The organism is Maribacter sp. Hel_I_7, from assembly GCF_000688315.1.
Lineage (GTDB): Bacteria > Bacteroidota > Bacteroidia > Flavobacteriales > Flavobacteriaceae > Maribacter > Maribacter stanieri.
In genome coordinates this window covers 362,887-377,503 of record NZ_JHZW01000002.1, presented here as the reverse complement: position 1 = coordinate 377,503, position 14,617 = coordinate 362,887, and the positions used below count along the sequence as shown (strand labels likewise).

Annotated in this window: 15 protein-coding genes and 1 pseudogene; 5 read left to right on the top strand and 11 right to left on the bottom strand. The window is 37.1% G+C overall.

What is annotated here, in order from left to right:
- Nucleotides 1–148: 148 nt before the first annotated feature.
- A complete protein-coding gene (locus P178_RS21360) occupies nt 149–1,720 on the top strand; it encodes an IS1182 family transposase (protein ID WP_036145646.1) in 1,572 nt (523 codons plus the stop codon).
- A gap of 95 nt (nt 1,721–1,815) precedes the next feature.
- Here P178_RS21360 and blaOXA read toward each other — a convergent pair whose 3' ends face one another.
- Nucleotides 1,816–2,655: a class D beta-lactamase gene (blaOXA, locus tag P178_RS0103210; RefSeq protein ID WP_027064862.1), complete on the bottom strand. Its 840-nt coding sequence runs from the start codon at nt 2,653–2,655 to the stop codon at nt 1,816–1,818.
- A gap of 356 nt (nt 2,656–3,011) precedes the next feature.
- On the opposite strand from blaOXA, the gene P178_RS23140 reads away from it, so the two are divergent.
- Nucleotides 3,012–3,164 (top strand): hypothetical protein, encoded by a 153-nt coding sequence (locus P178_RS23140; protein ID WP_155941570.1) that lies wholly within the window; start codon nt 3,012–3,014, stop codon nt 3,162–3,164.
- A gap of 127 nt (nt 3,165–3,291) precedes the next feature.
- Nucleotides 3,292–4,566, top strand: a complete 1,275-nt coding sequence (gene ltrA / locus P178_RS0103205; protein WP_027064861.1) for a group II intron reverse transcriptase/maturase — start codon at nt 3,292–3,294, stop codon at nt 4,564–4,566.
- A 112-nt stretch (nt 4,567–4,678) separates the two neighbouring features.
- On the opposite strand, the gene P178_RS0103200 is transcribed toward ltrA, so the two are convergent.
- Nucleotides 4,679–5,272, bottom strand: a complete 594-nt coding sequence (locus tag P178_RS0103200; protein WP_036145643.1) for a DJ-1/PfpI family protein — start codon at nt 5,270–5,272, stop codon at nt 4,679–4,681.
- Nucleotides 5,273–5,533: 261 nt separating this feature from the next.
- A complete protein-coding gene (locus P178_RS21355) occupies nt 5,534–6,370 on the bottom strand; it encodes an alpha/beta fold hydrolase (protein ID WP_036145639.1) in 837 nt (278 codons plus the stop codon).
- Between the two features lie 95 nt (nt 6,371–6,465).
- On the opposite strand from P178_RS21355, the gene P178_RS0103185 reads away from it, so the two are divergent.
- A complete protein-coding gene (locus tag P178_RS0103185) occupies nt 6,466–6,876 on the top strand; it encodes a winged helix-turn-helix transcriptional regulator (RefSeq protein WP_027064858.1) in 411 nt (136 codons plus the stop codon).
- Between the two features lie 156 nt (nt 6,877–7,032).
- On the opposite strand, the gene P178_RS0103180 is transcribed toward P178_RS0103185, so the two are convergent.
- Nucleotides 7,033–7,728 carry an aspartate/glutamate racemase family protein gene (locus P178_RS0103180; protein ID WP_027064857.1) on the bottom strand — a complete coding sequence of 232 codons (696 nt, stop codon included), beginning with the start codon at nt 7,726–7,728 and terminating at the stop codon, nt 7,033–7,035.
- Nucleotides 7,729–8,080: 352 nt separating this feature from the next.
- On the opposite strand from P178_RS0103180, the pseudogene P178_RS21350 reads away from it, so the two are divergent.
- Nucleotides 8,081–9,048: pseudogene (locus P178_RS21350) on the top strand (IS110 family transposase).
- Nucleotides 9,049–9,125: 77 nt separating this feature from the next.
- Here P178_RS21350 and P178_RS0103170 read toward each other — a convergent pair.
- The 7 genes from P178_RS0103170 to P178_RS0103140 all read right to left on the bottom strand — a co-directional run bounded on the left by P178_RS0103170 (nt 9,126) and on the right by P178_RS0103140 (nt 14,617).
- A complete protein-coding gene (locus tag P178_RS0103170; protein WP_155941569.1) occupies nt 9,126–9,584 on the bottom strand; it encodes a hypothetical protein in 459 nt (152 codons plus the stop codon).
- Nucleotides 9,585–9,589: 5 nt separating this feature from the next.
- Nucleotides 9,590–9,976 carry a hypothetical protein gene (locus tag P178_RS0103165; RefSeq protein WP_027064855.1) on the bottom strand — a complete coding sequence of 129 codons (387 nt, stop codon included), beginning with the start codon at nt 9,974–9,976 and terminating at the stop codon, nt 9,590–9,592.
- A complete protein-coding gene (locus P178_RS0103160) occupies nt 9,976–10,164 on the bottom strand; it encodes a hypothetical protein (protein WP_027064854.1) in 189 nt (62 codons plus the stop codon). The genes P178_RS0103165 and P178_RS0103160 overlap by 1 nt, the downstream gene beginning before the upstream one ends.
- Before the next feature lie 197 nt (nt 10,165–10,361).
- On the bottom strand, nt 10,362–11,012 hold the full coding sequence (locus P178_RS0103155; protein WP_027064853.1) for an alpha/beta hydrolase: 651 nt from the start codon (nt 11,010–11,012) through the stop codon (nt 10,362–10,364).
- A gap of 194 nt (nt 11,013–11,206) precedes the next feature.
- Nucleotides 11,207–11,992 carry an SDR family oxidoreductase gene (locus tag P178_RS0103150; RefSeq protein ID WP_027064852.1) on the bottom strand — a complete coding sequence of 262 codons (786 nt, stop codon included), beginning with the start codon at nt 11,990–11,992 and terminating at the stop codon, nt 11,207–11,209.
- A 25-nt stretch (nt 11,993–12,017) separates the two neighbouring features.
- Nucleotides 12,018–12,335, bottom strand: coding sequence for a cupin domain-containing protein (locus P178_RS0103145; protein ID WP_027064851.1), 318 nt, complete (start codon nt 12,333–12,335; stop codon nt 12,018–12,020).
- A gap of 107 nt (nt 12,336–12,442) precedes the next feature.
- Complete coding sequence (locus P178_RS0103140) at nt 12,443–14,617, bottom strand: OmpA family protein (RefSeq protein WP_036146251.1); 2,175 nt, start codon at nt 14,615–14,617, stop codon at nt 12,443–12,445.

The window sequence follows — 14,617 nt, the reverse complement described above, 5'->3', positions numbered from 1 at the left end:
CTACGCGCTAAGCAAAATCTCAAAGATTATGTGACCTCATAAATATACATAGACCTTGACGTAAAAACCTAAATCCCGCATTAATTATAGCCATTGTGCCTGTTGCACAAGTCCTTGATAAAAATACTGTTTTTGCTTAACTTTAGCTATGCAGGGAAAAAAGGATTACCAGGAAAAATTGTTCGCCCGTTTCCAATTGAGCGAGCGTATACCTAAGAACAATTTCTACAGGCGTTTAAAAGAGGTTCTGGACTTGGATTTACTCTATAATCTGACCAAAGGCTATTACGGTGAGAGTGGTCAAAAGAGCATAGACCCCGTGGTCTTCTTCAAGCTTTGCCTTGTGGGCTACCTGGAGAACATCATCAGCGACCGTAAGCTTATCGCCCATTGTTCGATGCGCTTGGATATTCTTTTTTTCGTAGGCTATGACATTGACGAGGAACTTCCCTGGCACAGTACCATAAGCCGTACCCGTCAACTTTTTCCTGAATCGGTATTTGAAGAAGTATTCACCAATGTCTTGAGTATGTGTGTAGAAAAAGGGATGGTTTCCGGTCATACTCAAGCAATAGATTCTGCCCCGGTAAAGGCTAATGCGAGTATGGATACATTGGAGCTGAAGGTGCCCGAAGAGGAACTTGACGAGCATTTACGGAAGGTACGTGCTATCAGCGCCATGGACAAGGAAGTGCCACACCGCAAGAGCAAGGGCGACAGGTCGGATAAGGGGCAGCGTAGCATCAGTGCCAACACTAAGGAACTTGGTGCTATAAAGGGCAGGAACAAAAAATGGGCGAAGGACCAGGATCAAAGACCTGGCGCCGGAAACAAGGGAGCGAAGTATACGAGCAACAAGACCCATTACAGTCCTACCGACCCCGATGCCAGAATAAGCGTAAAGCCGGGCAAGGCAAGAAAGCTGAACTACCTCAGTCAGTTGAGCGTGGATACCGCCCATCATGTAATTACCGATATCAGGGCGTACCATGCCGATGGCAAGGACAACCAGCAGTTACAGGATATCGTAAAGCGCCTACAGCGGCGCCTATGGCAGCAGGGCTTCGTTTTTGAGAACTGCGTGGCCGATACGGGCTATAGCAGTGGCGAGAACTATGCCTTTTTGGAAAGCAGGGGGCTGAAGAGCTTCATACCCGCCCACGGAACGTTCAAGGGAGGTCCCGATGGTTTCGTTTATGACCAGGGGACGGACAGCTACCGCTGTCCCCAAGGGAAAACGATACCGTTCACCAAGGAGTTCAGGGATTACCGCACGGGAACAAGAAAGAAGGAATACCGGGCAAGAAAGCATATCTGCACCGGGTGCCCGATACGCAGTAGCTGTCTGGGCAAAAGCGCACAGGAGAAGAAGTTCGGCGTTACCTATTACCGGGCGGAATATTTTCGTAACATCGCACGGGTGGAGAGCCCACTGGGGCGGTATATGAAGGGCAAGCGACAGAGTACGGTAGAGCCCGTTTTTGGTACCCTGACCCAGTTCATGGGACTGAGGAAGATAAATACCGTCGGGCTCGCACAGGCGAACAAGGTGATGCACCTCTCGGCGATCGCCTACAACCTCAAAAAGTACCTGAAATTTGAAAAGAAACGCTCCAAAAGTGGGGCGGGAAGGCTTGCTTTTACGGTTTTCGTAAAAAGCATGGTTCATTACCTGAAAAGCACTTCTCCGGCGCACCGAAAATTCACGCTCAACTTCTAGCTTAGCATAAAAAAAGCCCCTTGAAGAGGCTTATATCGATAGTAATTATTTCTAATTATAGGCTAGTGCAACGGTTACCATTGTTAGACCAGTATTTATTTTAGAACATTCATTTTTCTAAGACCAAGAAGAGTTAAATCCAACCTTTTTTTAATGAAAGAATCAAAATTAAACTCCTTTTTAGGCTCTAGATTTGTGGCAAATAGGTATGTGTTGTTTTTGAATTCAACAAACCCAACAAACCAACCATTGTATTCTCCGTTATTATTTGATAAACCAGATTTCCCACTAAGTTTATATTGGTCAGTTTCTTCAATGAGCATAATCTTTCGCATAATACTCTCAGTTCTTTTTGAAATAGGAAGTTCAAAATTGTAAAGCCTTTTCAGGAAGTCGATTTGTTGCATTTGACTTATTCTTGATGCTCCTTCTAACCAAAATTTATCGATATTGGTAGCGTCAATTTCTAGATTCCCATAGTTAAGTTTGGATACATAATCGTTCATTCTTTTCGAACCAATTTTTCTTGCAACTTCTTGATAACAATGAACACAAGAAAACTGAAAAGCATCTCTAAGAATCAGGTCTTGTTCCCAATTTTTTAACCATTTTTTTTCCCCGTCCCATTTAAATATGACACTATCATTTTCAATCACACCAGTTTCAAGTCCGATAATTGAATTTGCGATTTTGAATGTAGATGCTGGTAAATTTCCTTTGTTTGACCATTCAAAGTCATTTGAATAATATACGTCTTGGTTTAAGTCGTAAATTAATATTGAACCTTTGACATCAGAAGAATCAATAATCGACTGAAATTCAGGTTTTATGATGTTCTTATTTGCCGATTGCTCTTTATTTATGGTAGTGATTCCTTTGTTTTCTTTGCAGGAAATAAAGAGAATTAAAAATACTGCTATCGATGTTATTCTCATTTTTTATAATGGTGCTACGGTTAGTATATGAAAAGTAGGCGATTTTAAAGCACCGAATTTTCAGTTAAGCACAAAGTTTGATACGATTTAAAACGTTTGATTTTATTACTTATCCGCCTATTTTTTATATACATTGTGTGTGCCCAGCATGGGCATCTTTTTAACTACAGAAAAGTAGTTGATTAATCTAGAGGGTGCAAGTCCCTTATGGACAGGGGTAACGCCTTTAACCATTAGTAAGTTGCAAGGTTGCTAGTTGCGAAGCTAGGACTGAAGGAAGCGAGCCTACAAACTCTGGTACTGACGAATAGGAACCTGATATGAGGCTATAAGGTCGGGTAAGCAGGCACATAACTGTGACGCCCCAAACTCCAAGCAATTGGAAGCAGACCAAAGTAGTAGATTGGGCAGCGATCAGAGGAAAGAAGATGCCCTTACCTGGGGAGGTCTCCCAAGCTACGAGTAGCTATATGGAGAAGTCAGCAGAGGTCATAGTAGTTCAGTTGTGATACTGAATGAAGGACTGAACGTTAATGGTCTTTAATGAACTAAGGAGTTTAGCTGTGTTACAGATAGTTTTCCAGCAGTTAAATAGCCTTAAATCAAGCGAGACACCTAAACAATTTTATAGTACCGATGATTAAGGAATTAATCAACAAAGAAAACCTAAACCGCGCCTATTTAAAGGTCTACCGAAACCGTGGAGCAAGCGGTGTAGATGGCATGGAAGTCCATGAACTGTCTCGCCACTTTGGGCACTATGGCGAACAGTACGCCTTGCAAATAGCAAGTGGCACGTATTATCCCTCAGCGATAAAGGGCATAGAGATACCGAAATCAAACGGAAAGACGCGCCTTTTAGGCGTACCTACCGTAGTAGACAGGGTATTTCAACAAGCACTACATCAAGTGTTAGAACCTTTGTTCGAGAAAGATTTTCATGCTTATAGTTTTGGTTTTCGTCCTCAGCGTAACACGCATCAAGCGTTAGCGAAGAGCCTATCAGAAATCAACTCGGGCAGAAAGTATATTGTGGACATCGACTTAAAGAGCTTCTTTGACGAGGTAAGACATGATGTGCTTCTCAACTTGATACATGACAAAGTAAGGTGTCCACTAACGCTAAAGTTGCTACGCAAATTCTTACGTGCACCTATTGAAATCAATGGCAGCTTGCACAAACGCAGTAAAGGGGTACCGCAAGGTTCGCCCTTAAGCCCACTTCTGTCGAATATCTTGCTCAATGAGCTAGATAAAGAGTTAGAAAAGCGTGGTCACGAGTTTGTACGCTATGCCGATGATTTCAGTATTTACCTGCGCAGTAAGCCAGCCGCCAAAAGGGTAGGGAATAGCATTTTCAAGTTTTTGCGAGACAAGCTGGACTTACCCATCAACCGAGAAAAGAGCGGATTACGCACCCCTTACAACTTCAATTTATTAGGCTACGGATTTGTTCCTACCTATAAGAAAGGAGAACGGGGCAGGTATCAATTTGTGGTAGAAAAGTCGAAATGGCAAGTGCTGAAACAAAAGTTAAAGTACCTGACCAAGAAGACGGTTCCTGCCAGTTTTGATGAGCGTATACAGCGCATAAATAGGTTGATACGTGGTTGGACAAACTACTTTAAACTAGCGAACATTCAAGCAAAGCTAAAGCAGCTGGATGAATGGTTGCGAAACCGATTACGGTACTGTATTTGGCATTACTGGAAGAAACCCGAGCGCAAGCGTAAAAACCTTATCCGTTTAGGTATTGAACAAGGACAAGCCTATGCATGGAGCAGAACCAATATGGGAGGATGGGCAGTAGCCCAGAGTCCTATTCTGGGTACCACCATAACCGTATCACGCTTAAAGCAGCGAGGATATCTAAGTCTATTGGATTACTATAAGAAAGTAAAGCATCATTAACGAACCGCCCAGTACGAGACCCGTACGCTGGGTGGTGTGAGAGGCGCAGTCCGTTCCTAACTAGGGGCGGACCCGTCTACTCGATTACCATACGTTTTTTTTACTATATAGGTCAAGTATCTTTTTCAGTCCAGTCATATTCCATATATTTTGCAGTTTTCAAAGCAACGTCTTTCCCATGAAGATTTTCAATTATGTGAAAGGACAAATCAATTCCTGCTGAAATTCCACCAGAGGTAAAAATTTTATCAAATCCTACGAACCTTTTAGATTTCTGTGGAATACCAGTAGGTACAATTTCCAACATATGGTCATAAACTTCGTGATGAGTGCAGTAAGGTTGATTGTCCAGTAGTCCTAAAGTACCAAGTAATCTTGAGCCTGAACATATGCTAGCGGTAATCAAACTGTTCTTATGTACTTCTTTAATCCAATTCAGGGTTTCAATTTCTTTCATTTGATTCCTAGTCCCAGCTCCACCAGCAACTATCAAAATATCAATCTTCGGTGCGTTTTCAATATTGTATTTAGGGTTGACGGAAAGTCCATTGACCGCAGAAATGGGTTCGTTTTTTTTGGCAACTGTAAATACATCGAAAAGCTCGAAATTATTTAGCTCAGAAGTAACGGAAAATACCTCAAAAGGCCCTGCAAAGTCCAGTACTTCTACATTGTCAAAAATTAAAATTCCAACTGTTTTCTTCATGATTTGTATTTGTTTTTAAATGTATGGTAACGGTTGAGCTATGAACAGTTCGGTAGCAAACTAGCGTTTGCTTTCCGCCACGCACATAGCGAAATTTTATTGGTTGATTTATTTTTTCTTGACCTGAGCAAAATCCATAAGATTTTGCGGGCTTCATAAAAATACGCAAACCTTTCGATTAAGCTCGAAGCCCGTATGGTTTATAGGTTGTGTTGGTAGTAGTTTTTATTTCCCATATTCTCAAAGTCTGTTTGATAATGCTTAGTCCTCAAAGAATGCTTTAATGTATGAGTTAGTTTCATTAGGATATTGAAAATGCGGAGCATGGCCGGCTTCTGGCATGACAATGAGCCTTAATGTTGGCGCTTTGCCAAGCATTGGATACCAGTTTTCTAACGAAAATGAGATATCATTATCACCAGATAAAACCAAAATAGGAATGTTTGTGTTTTGATATGCGGTTCTAAAATTATCCGAGTCTTCAGCAATCGCATTTTTTGAGGCAAAATATCTATTGAATACTTCTTGGCTTGAAGGTACTTTACTAAGGTCAAATCTTTTTGCTATTCGCTGCATAGATTTTTCTGCCGCAGTACTACTTTTCTTTGAGCTTGGCTCAAAAAACAACACTAGAAAATCGTCATCAGTATTTACTGGTTTTAATGCTCTTTCAAAGAACTCTTTCTTAAACGGCAACTCATTTTTTCCAATGGGATTATTACCAATTATAACAGTTTTTAATATTCTTGAAGGATTTAGAAACATAGTATACTGAGCTACCCAGCCGCCATAAGACCATCCTAAAACATGAAATTGTTCTATATCTAGGTAGTCTGCAAGTTTTATAACATCATTTGCAACATCTTTAATAGCTAAAGGTAATTCTCCTTCAGAATAGCCAATACCACAATAGTCAAAAGTAATAACGGTATTATGTTTTGCTAATAAATTAAGAAATAAAGGATCCCAAGTGTCTAATGTTCCTCTAAATCTATTTAGTAATATTAATGGTTGTCCAATACCAAATTTTCTATACGCAATTTGATTATTATCAATGTTTGCAAATTGAGTATGAACTGTAAGTGCGTTCTCTTTCATAATTATTCTTTTATATTTGTATTTTACTTGCAAAATGCAAGTGTAAATATAAATCAATCTACTTGCATTGTGCAAGTGAATTTGCGTTAAATTTTATGAAAGCACCAAAAAGAAGGTCTCATTGTCCCATAAGTTCTTCACTGGAAGTTTGGGGAGACAAATGGTCATTATTGATAGTTAGAGACCTAATGTTTAATAAAAGATTTACTTATGGAGATTTTTTAAAATCTGAGGAGAAAATTTCAACTAATATTTTAGCGGCTAGATTACTAATGCTTGAAAAGAATGATTTGATTGAAAAATTGGAACATCCTGATAGTAAAGCCAAAGTACTATACCAATTGACCCAAAAAGGTATAGATTTAATTCCGGTAATTGTAGAAATTAATTTATGGGCAGAAAAGTATTTTCAATTATCGGAGGAAAAGAAGTTTCTAATAAAAGAGATAAAATTAAATAAAGAGAAATTTATTTCAAACTCAATTAATAGCTTGCTAAAAGACTAGGTTTAAATTACTATCAATGGTTTGGCTATGCTTAGTTGCGACAATTTAGTACTCAATTTTATAAGTGCAAAGCCAAGTTTGGGAAATCGGAGATTTTTCCAAAGTAGCACAGAACTAAGCAATTAAGTATAGCCGTTGTAATAGGCATAATTTATTTCAGTTCAGCATTTTGTTCAAAATAGCGTTTACGTGAATTTTAGTCGTATTAAACACTTTTAACTTGTCAAAATCTTCTTGTTCAAGTATTAGTGGTAATTCAGTTCCACCTAATACAATTCCTTCGATATTTTCATTGACTTGTAATTCATTTATTATTCGAATGAGTTGTTTTTTTGTTTCGGGAACAATTTTGTTAAAAACTAATTCTCCCATATATTTTTCGTGAATATAGTTTTGGTCTTCCTCATTTGGAATTACTATTTTAATTCCATTTTTTTCTCCTGATTTTTGATAAAATCCTTTGCTCATTGTTGATTTTGTTCCTAGCAAACCAACTTTTTTAATTCCTGTGTTTTTTATTGCATTAGACGTTTCCTCAACTATACTTATCATTTTCGTGTTTACAGATTCCGCTAGTTTGTCAAAAACTAAATGAGGTGTATTTGATGCTAATGCAATATAATCTACATTCGATTTTTCTAATATTTTGATTTTACTTTTTAAAAACGCTACCAATTCATCTAATTGATTAGTAAAAATATAATTAAGCATTTCTGTCATATCCACGCTTTGAATAAGAATTTCTGGATATTGATTTGTGTTCAATCTCTCTCTAAATGTCTTTATCAACAATCTGTAGTATTCGATAGTTGATTCAGGTCCAATTCCACCAATTATTCCGATTTTATTCATATACTTTTTTTCTTTGCCTATAACGTGTTTGTATATGGCTTGTTGCGTGTTTAAATACCTAATTTAGCAAATACAAACCGAATAGAAAATCTGTGAGGATTTTTGTAAGTAGGCTCGAAATAGCAATCAATTATACACGGCTTAAGTTTGATTCTCAGTAAATTGTTGCTATAGCTAGAAAGAACAAAAGAGAGAATTAAGGTTACTATACACGGTGAAGCTTTAGACTTCGACAACATTGATAATCCTCTCTCTTTTACTACTTAAATCACGTTCAGTTCTGTGAGACTTTAGATCTCTTTTTCAAGTTGGTGTGAGCAGAAGTAGCCGGTTCTTTCATAAAACATTTCTTATGAATAAATATAAAGAAACTTTTGGAGTTGACATCAGTAAAGATGTCTTTGATGTACATGGTAGTAACAAAGGTCACGACCAGTATAAGAACGATGAAATTGGATTTAAGAAATTCCTTAAGGAATTACCCAAAAGTTCATTGGTCGTTATGGAAGCTACCGGATATTATCATTACAGGCTTGCACAGTTTCTTTACAAGAATAGAGTAGTAGTTTCAGTAGTAAACCCATTATCGATAAAGCGATTCATTCAAATGAAACTTGCAAAGGTAAAAACGGACAAGAGCGATGCCAAGGCTATATGTGAATACGCCCTGATCAACGAGGTTCCTATTTACAATGCCTTAACGGATACCCAGAGCGAATGTTTACAGTTGTTCCGATTATTGGATACCTATTTAAAACAACGAACGGCAACCAAGAACAAGATACATGGGGAAGCAGTTCTGGGTATACCCTCAAAGTTTGTTTATCGTTCCTTGATACGTAACAAGAAGCAGCTGAATAAAGAGGTAGCTGCTATCGAATCAAAGATTCTATCATTGGTAAAAGAGGACCAACAGGAGCAATTGACCTTGTTGATGTCAATACCAGGTATAGGTCAAAAGACTGCATTGTTCCTAATAGTGGTCACCGATGGTTTTAACAAGTTCGAAACGGCATCACAGCTTTGTAGTTATGTAGGTATAACCCCAACGATACGTGAGTCGGGGAGCAGTGTAAGAGGTCGAGCGCGAATAAGTAAGGTCGGCAATAGAAAGCTTCGTAATCTATTGTTTCTATGTTCTTTCAATGCCTGTAAACATAACAAGGCATGCAGAGAGGTATATGAGCGAATCGTGAACAAGGGGAAGAGCAAGAAATTGGCATTGATAGCGGTTGCCAACAAATACTGAAACAGTCCTTTGCTATCGCAAAATCTGGCAGACCATATGATGAAACCTACGTTTCTGTATTGCCTAGATAAATAGCAGATAAATTGAATAAAAAAAGCTCAAGAATCTGATTTTAGAATCCATGAGCCTAGAATAATATTGTCTCAGATTAAAGAAGAATTTGTTTGTTTTTTACCTCAGTTCTTTGTTGTAGTGTGTTTTTTCTCCAGCTCTTTAATTTTAAATTTAATTTTAGAGCTCCAAGTATTACTCCCGACAAAACTAATAGTACTGTCAGCTTGTAATATTCTTGATTTGAAAATGATTCTGTAATAATAATAACTGAAGCCAAAATACAGGCAATAGGAATAAAATAGGACATTACCATAATACCCTTGAAAGCAATATTTTGCACTGTTGAATTGTCTTTAACCCAATTCAGTTGTTTTAATGGTACGATACTAATTAGGTGATAAAACATATGAAAACCAATATTCATAATTAAAACAATTCCGAATTTGTCTTGAACTAATAAGTTATCAATCGGTGTTAAAATAAAAATTAGACTTACTGCAATTAGAAAATATGCAATCAGTTTATAAAGTTTATGTAATTTATTTTCTGTCAAGGTTTTCAATTAAGTTTCTTATTTTCTAATTCCGCAAACCTTTGTTTGTCTGTCGTTTCTATTTCAGTCAGTTCAAAGCTATTTTTGTCTAAAACATCAAAATCAACTAGGCTTAAATAAAGCTCCACAGCATTTTTGTCTATCATTATCTTTCCACCACCAGCCCAATGTCTGTCAGTTCCGTTTTTCTTAATTCCAGAAACCCAATATTCATCTCCATTTTCTATGTCAAAGTAATTTCCTGCGATTCCTTGAGCATTTGAGTTTTTAAGTGCTTTTCCGTTAAAATACACAGTCCGTCCAGATTTTGAAAATTCAGCAATTCCAATCCAAGCTGGTCCATTATCTCCAAATCCGCTTTTCAATTCGATGTATTTTAATTCAGGTTTCATTATGTTAAATATTTTGATGTCTTACCATTCCAACCACATTTTGAACAATTTCCGTTTTCAAATTCGTGCTCACAATTTGGATAATCATATAGTTTATGAGCGCAATCTGGACATAAATCTGTCATTTCCGAACTATCTTTAAAGTATTCAGATTCACATTCTATACAAATAATTTTCTCTCTGTTCATTGGTTTCTCAAATGCACTACAACGCTTGGGCTAAGCGTAGTGCGGTTTTATAGAAGCGATTCCCATTCCGCCACAAGCCGAAGCTAAAGCTTATTGTTTAGTTTTATTTTTTCTTGTCCAAAGCTAAATCCATAAGATTTAGCGACTTCATAAATATACACAGACCTTTCGGTTTTGCCCTAAAGTCCGCATTACGTTTAGGCTTTGTTGTAGTGCGTTTTTATTTCTCGGTTTATTATATCACTTATCTCTTTAGCTTTATCCACTATCATAAAGTGCTCCCCTTTGTCAATCAAAATTGTATTATCTCCTTTTGGTGGAAGTAACTTATCTTTTGTACCACCAATCTTAATTAAATTTGATAATTGAGTTTGATTTTTCCAATTCATTAGTTCTCTAATCGCCCATTTAGTGAAACTTACGTCTGTATCGTCTATGATCGAGTTTAAGAGTTCTTTCTTATTCGTTCCGAACATGAAACTTGCAATTGCTTTCGGAGGATTCAATAAGCTCTCAGGAACGAGCTCTAACAGTTTTGATTTTCCTGTTAGTTTGATAAGTCCGCTCAATTCATTTCTTGTTTCAACGGATGAGATTAAAATCGTGAATTTTGGTTTCGTCAATTTACTGATTTCAGTTGCAATTAAGCCGCCAAAACTTACTCCTAAAATTCCAAAATTTTTATCCGTATCGATTCCGTATTCTACAATTAGTCTTTTGGAATATTCAATTATAGATTCCTTTGTTTTCGGTTTAATCCACTCAATTGGAACTAATTCGTAGTCTAGAGTTAAATATTTAAAAACTCTTTTGTCTGCTCCAAGTCCACTAATCGCATATATTTTCATTTGTCCTTAGATGTTCTTGAGAAATGCACTACAACAATTGTATAAGGTAACAAGTTACTTTATATCTATTTTACCCGTAATTTAATCAAATCTTCTAAAGTATCAATGAATACGGTTGCTTAGTGGTGTTTACCCGTATATTATGTGTATAATATACGTTTGTAAACGACTAAATTTTATTATTACTTGGCCATCTAAAGAGATTTTAGAAGTCCGCCATCAATAGGAATATTTGTTCCAGTTATATAAGCTGCATTGTCAGATGCCAAGAAGGCTGCTAAAAAACCATATTCTTCTGGGTTACCTATACGTTTCAATGCCACTCTAGATTCCATGTCTTTACGTACTTGACTTTGTTCCACGCCTAATTGCGCTGCTTTTTTTGCATTAAGTTGCGTAATACGGTCCGTATCAAAATAACCGGTGAGTACGCTATTTACTGTAATGTTGTGTTTGCCAACATCTGTAGCCAAAGATTTTGCCCATGTTACTACGGCAGCCCTAATAGAATTAGATAGCGCTAGGTATGATAGTGGTTCTTTCACTGAAACGGAGGCAACATTTATAACTCTACCCCAATTCTTTTGCATCATAGACTGTAGTGCCAATTCTGTTGTAAAAACCACGGTTTTAAATAAGAGATCAAAAGCTTCTTGGTAATCATCTACTTTTTTTTCTAATGCACTACCAGCAGAAGGTCCTTGTGTATTATTTACCAAAATGTCTACGGTATTGTTCTCAAAATAAGTACTGATTACCTTTTTGTAGTCTTTAAAATTATTGAAGTCTACGGCAAGATATTGGTGTTGCTGTCCTTGATCCGTTGGTAATTCTGCAACAATATGATGTAATTTCTCTTCGCTGTGAGACATTAAGGTTACACTAGCGCCACTTTCTGCCAATTGTTGTGCTATAGCTTTACCTATACCTCCGCTACTACCACCAACTAATGCTTTTTTGTTTAATAGGGTTATGTTCATTTTTTAAATTTTATAGAAACAATAACTAGCGATACTCTTCTCTTGTTGGACTAAAAACATCTAACAATTTACAAGGGGTAAGTGCAATGCCACTATGTTTCTTATGTGGTGCTATGACCACAATGTCACCTGGCACGTATACCTTTGTGTTGCCCTCTAATGTAAATTGAAATTCACCTTCTATTACGTGCATAATTTGCTCGTTCATATGGGCGTGTTCTGGTACTTGCGCACCTTTTTCTACATCCCAAAATGCCATACTCATATGTTCAGAATGTACTAATTTTCCATGTAATCCAGGCATAATTTCCTTTGATGGAATGGTAGAAAGATTCAATGTCATAGTATCTTTTGTTTAAGTACTAAAGATACTAGAAACCGTTTCAATTATAAAGATGCAGGTAGTAAAGTATTTTATTGCAAACAAATTTTTATACTATCATCTGCTGTTTATTTGTCATAATCCCAGCCAACTACAACAAACTCGCATCGGCGGTTCCATTCATGATCTTCTTCTGAGCAAGCATCTTCTTTAGGGCAAACTACAATGGGTTTAGATTCCCCATAGCCTTTAGATACTATTCTCTCAGAAGCTATTCCGTTTTTAACAAGAAATTCTTTAGCGGAATCGGCACGTTTTTGAGATAGGTCTTTGTTGTAATTACCATTACCCCTAATATCTGTATGTGTGCCAATCTCAATGATCATACCCGGGTTCTTTATCATGATGTCGATTACGGTCTGTAATCGCTCTCTAGATTCTCTTCTAAGGTACCAAAGACTATAATCAAAATGTATTTCTTCGGTCTGTATAACCGTACGGTCGGTTTCTTTTACCAAGGCACTTTCTGTATTAATGGCATCTTCTATTTTTTTGGGTAAAGCTTCCTCGGTTTTTACTTTCTTAGCTATCTTTTCTTTAGCTATACGTTCTGCTTGTACGGCAGATTGTTTTTCTGCCAATAGCGCTGCCTTTTTCTCTTCTTCCAATTTCTTGATGGCCAACGCCTCTGTTCGTAACTTTTCGGCTTCTTGTTTTTGTTGCAATACCAATGCCTCAGCCTTTTGTTTTTCGCTTACTGAATATAAGCTCATTGAGGCATCGTGTTCTGCATTTCGTTCTTTTGTACTGCGGATGGTTTTAGAATTACTTTCATAACCAGTTTTTTCAGCATTTACCGTGTAGGATGTTTCACAGGTAATATTAAATTCAAAAGCACCATTTGCTTTGGTTGTTGAGGTAGCTATTGTTTTATTATTCATATCTACCAATGTCAACGTTGCGTCAGCAAGGGGCAGGGTAGTAGTGCGGTCTGTAATAATACCTGCTATATATTGTTGGCAATCTACAATCTGTAATTCTTTGGTTACGGTAAAGTTGTATATATCATCACTTCCCTTACCAGATGGTCTGTTTGATGCAAAGTATCCTGATGTGCCATCTGAATGCAATACATATGAAAAATCATCATATCCGCCATTTACGGGTAGCCCTAAATTATCTGGTTGTTGAAATGAACCTTTATTGTTTTTTGAAATAAATACATCTAAAAGTCCGTAGCCTGGGTGTCCGTTAGATGAAAAATAGAGTGAATTATCAGAAGCAATAAAAGGAAACTGTTCTTTCTTATCTGTATTGATCACATTACCTAAATTCATGGGTGTTCCAAAGGTATTATCCGCTTGTAGGCTGACTTCATAAATGTCAAATGAACCGAATCCGCCAGGTCTATCCGAAGAGAAATATAATTTTGTTCCATCGGTATTTAAAGCTGGGTGCTCGTTAGAAAATTCGTCACTGTTAAAAGGTAATTCGGTAATATTCTTCCATTCTCCATCTACCAAATTGGCACTATAAATTTTTAGGTTAGATACTTTTTTATCATCTGTCTTGCGCTTACCGTTATTGTAATTATTACGGGTAAAATACATGGTGTTGCCATCTGCAGAAATCGTAAAAGATCCCTCGTGTAATTTGGTGTTGATGTTGTTTGATAAGCTTGTACTGATACTATCGCCTAATTGTTCTTGGTCAATAGGGTGCGTATAAATATCCAAGTACTGTTGGTTGTTCCAACGATACATTTTTGAATTCGATTTTTTATGGGTTGCAGTATACCAAATTGAATTACCTACATGCATGGCCCCAAATTCTGATGAAGTTGTGTTTAGGTAACTATTTTTAATGGTAAAACGGTCTCCTATGGCTTTTACATTTTCTAAATAAACGGCATCTGCTTTAAGTTTCTGCAGTTTATCGGTATTGCCTTCTTTAGTATAAAAGTCTACAAGCACACGTTCTGCCTCTTCATATTCGCCAATGGCTTTTAAAGATTGATTGAGCTTAAAGTAATATTGTTCTCCAACAGCATCGCCATAATTAGAAATTAAATAGCGATACCAGCGAGCGGCAGCATTTAAATTGAATGTATGGTAATAGCTGTCTGCCAAGTTCTTAACCACTAGGCTACTTTTATTGCTAGGTAATGCCGCTTCGTATAAAGCAATGGCATCTGCATAATAGGCTTTTTCAAAAAGGTCATTGGCACGTTTTAATTCTTGTTGAGACCAAGCGGATTGAAATATTCCTAAAAACAGTATGATGTATATATATAACTTTTTCAT

Coding starts and splice junctions, on each gene's coding strand:
- P178_RS21360 (WP_036145646.1), top strand. CDS start 149: ATGCAGGGAAAAAAGGATTACCAGGAAAAATTGTTCGCCCGTTTCCAA.
- blaOXA (WP_027064862.1), bottom strand. CDS start 2,655: ATGAGAATAACATCGATAGCAGTATTTTTAATTCTCTTTATTTCCTGC.
- ltrA (WP_027064861.1), top strand. CDS start 3,292: ATGATTAAGGAATTAATCAACAAAGAAAACCTAAACCGCGCCTATTTA.
- P178_RS0103200 (WP_036145643.1), bottom strand. CDS start 5,272: ATGAAGAAAACAGTTGGAATTTTAATTTTTGACAATGTAGAAGTACTG.
- P178_RS21355 (WP_036145639.1), bottom strand. CDS start 6,370: ATGAAAGAGAACGCACTTACAGTTCATACTCAATTTGCAAACATTGAT.
- P178_RS0103185 (WP_027064858.1), top strand. CDS start 6,466: ATGAAAGCACCAAAAAGAAGGTCTCATTGTCCCATAAGTTCTTCACTG.
- P178_RS0103180 (WP_027064857.1), bottom strand. CDS start 7,728: ATGAATAAAATCGGAATAATTGGTGGAATTGGACCTGAATCAACTATC.
- P178_RS0103165 (WP_027064855.1), bottom strand. CDS start 9,976: ATGAAACCTGAATTAAAATACATCGAATTGAAAAGCGGATTTGGAGAT.
- P178_RS0103160 (WP_027064854.1), bottom strand. CDS start 10,164: ATGAACAGAGAGAAAATTATTTGTATAGAATGTGAATCTGAATACTTT.
- P178_RS0103155 (WP_027064853.1), bottom strand. CDS start 11,012: ATGAAAATATATGCGATTAGTGGACTTGGAGCAGACAAAAGAGTTTTT.
- P178_RS0103150 (WP_027064852.1), bottom strand. CDS start 11,992: ATGAACATAACCCTATTAAACAAAAAAGCATTAGTTGGTGGTAGTAGC.
- P178_RS0103145 (WP_027064851.1), bottom strand. CDS start 12,335: ATGACATTGAATCTTTCTACCATTCCATCAAAGGAAATTATGCCTGGA.
- P178_RS0103140 (WP_036146251.1), bottom strand. CDS start 14,617: ATGAAAAAGTTATATATATACATCATACTGTTTTTAGGAATATTTCAA.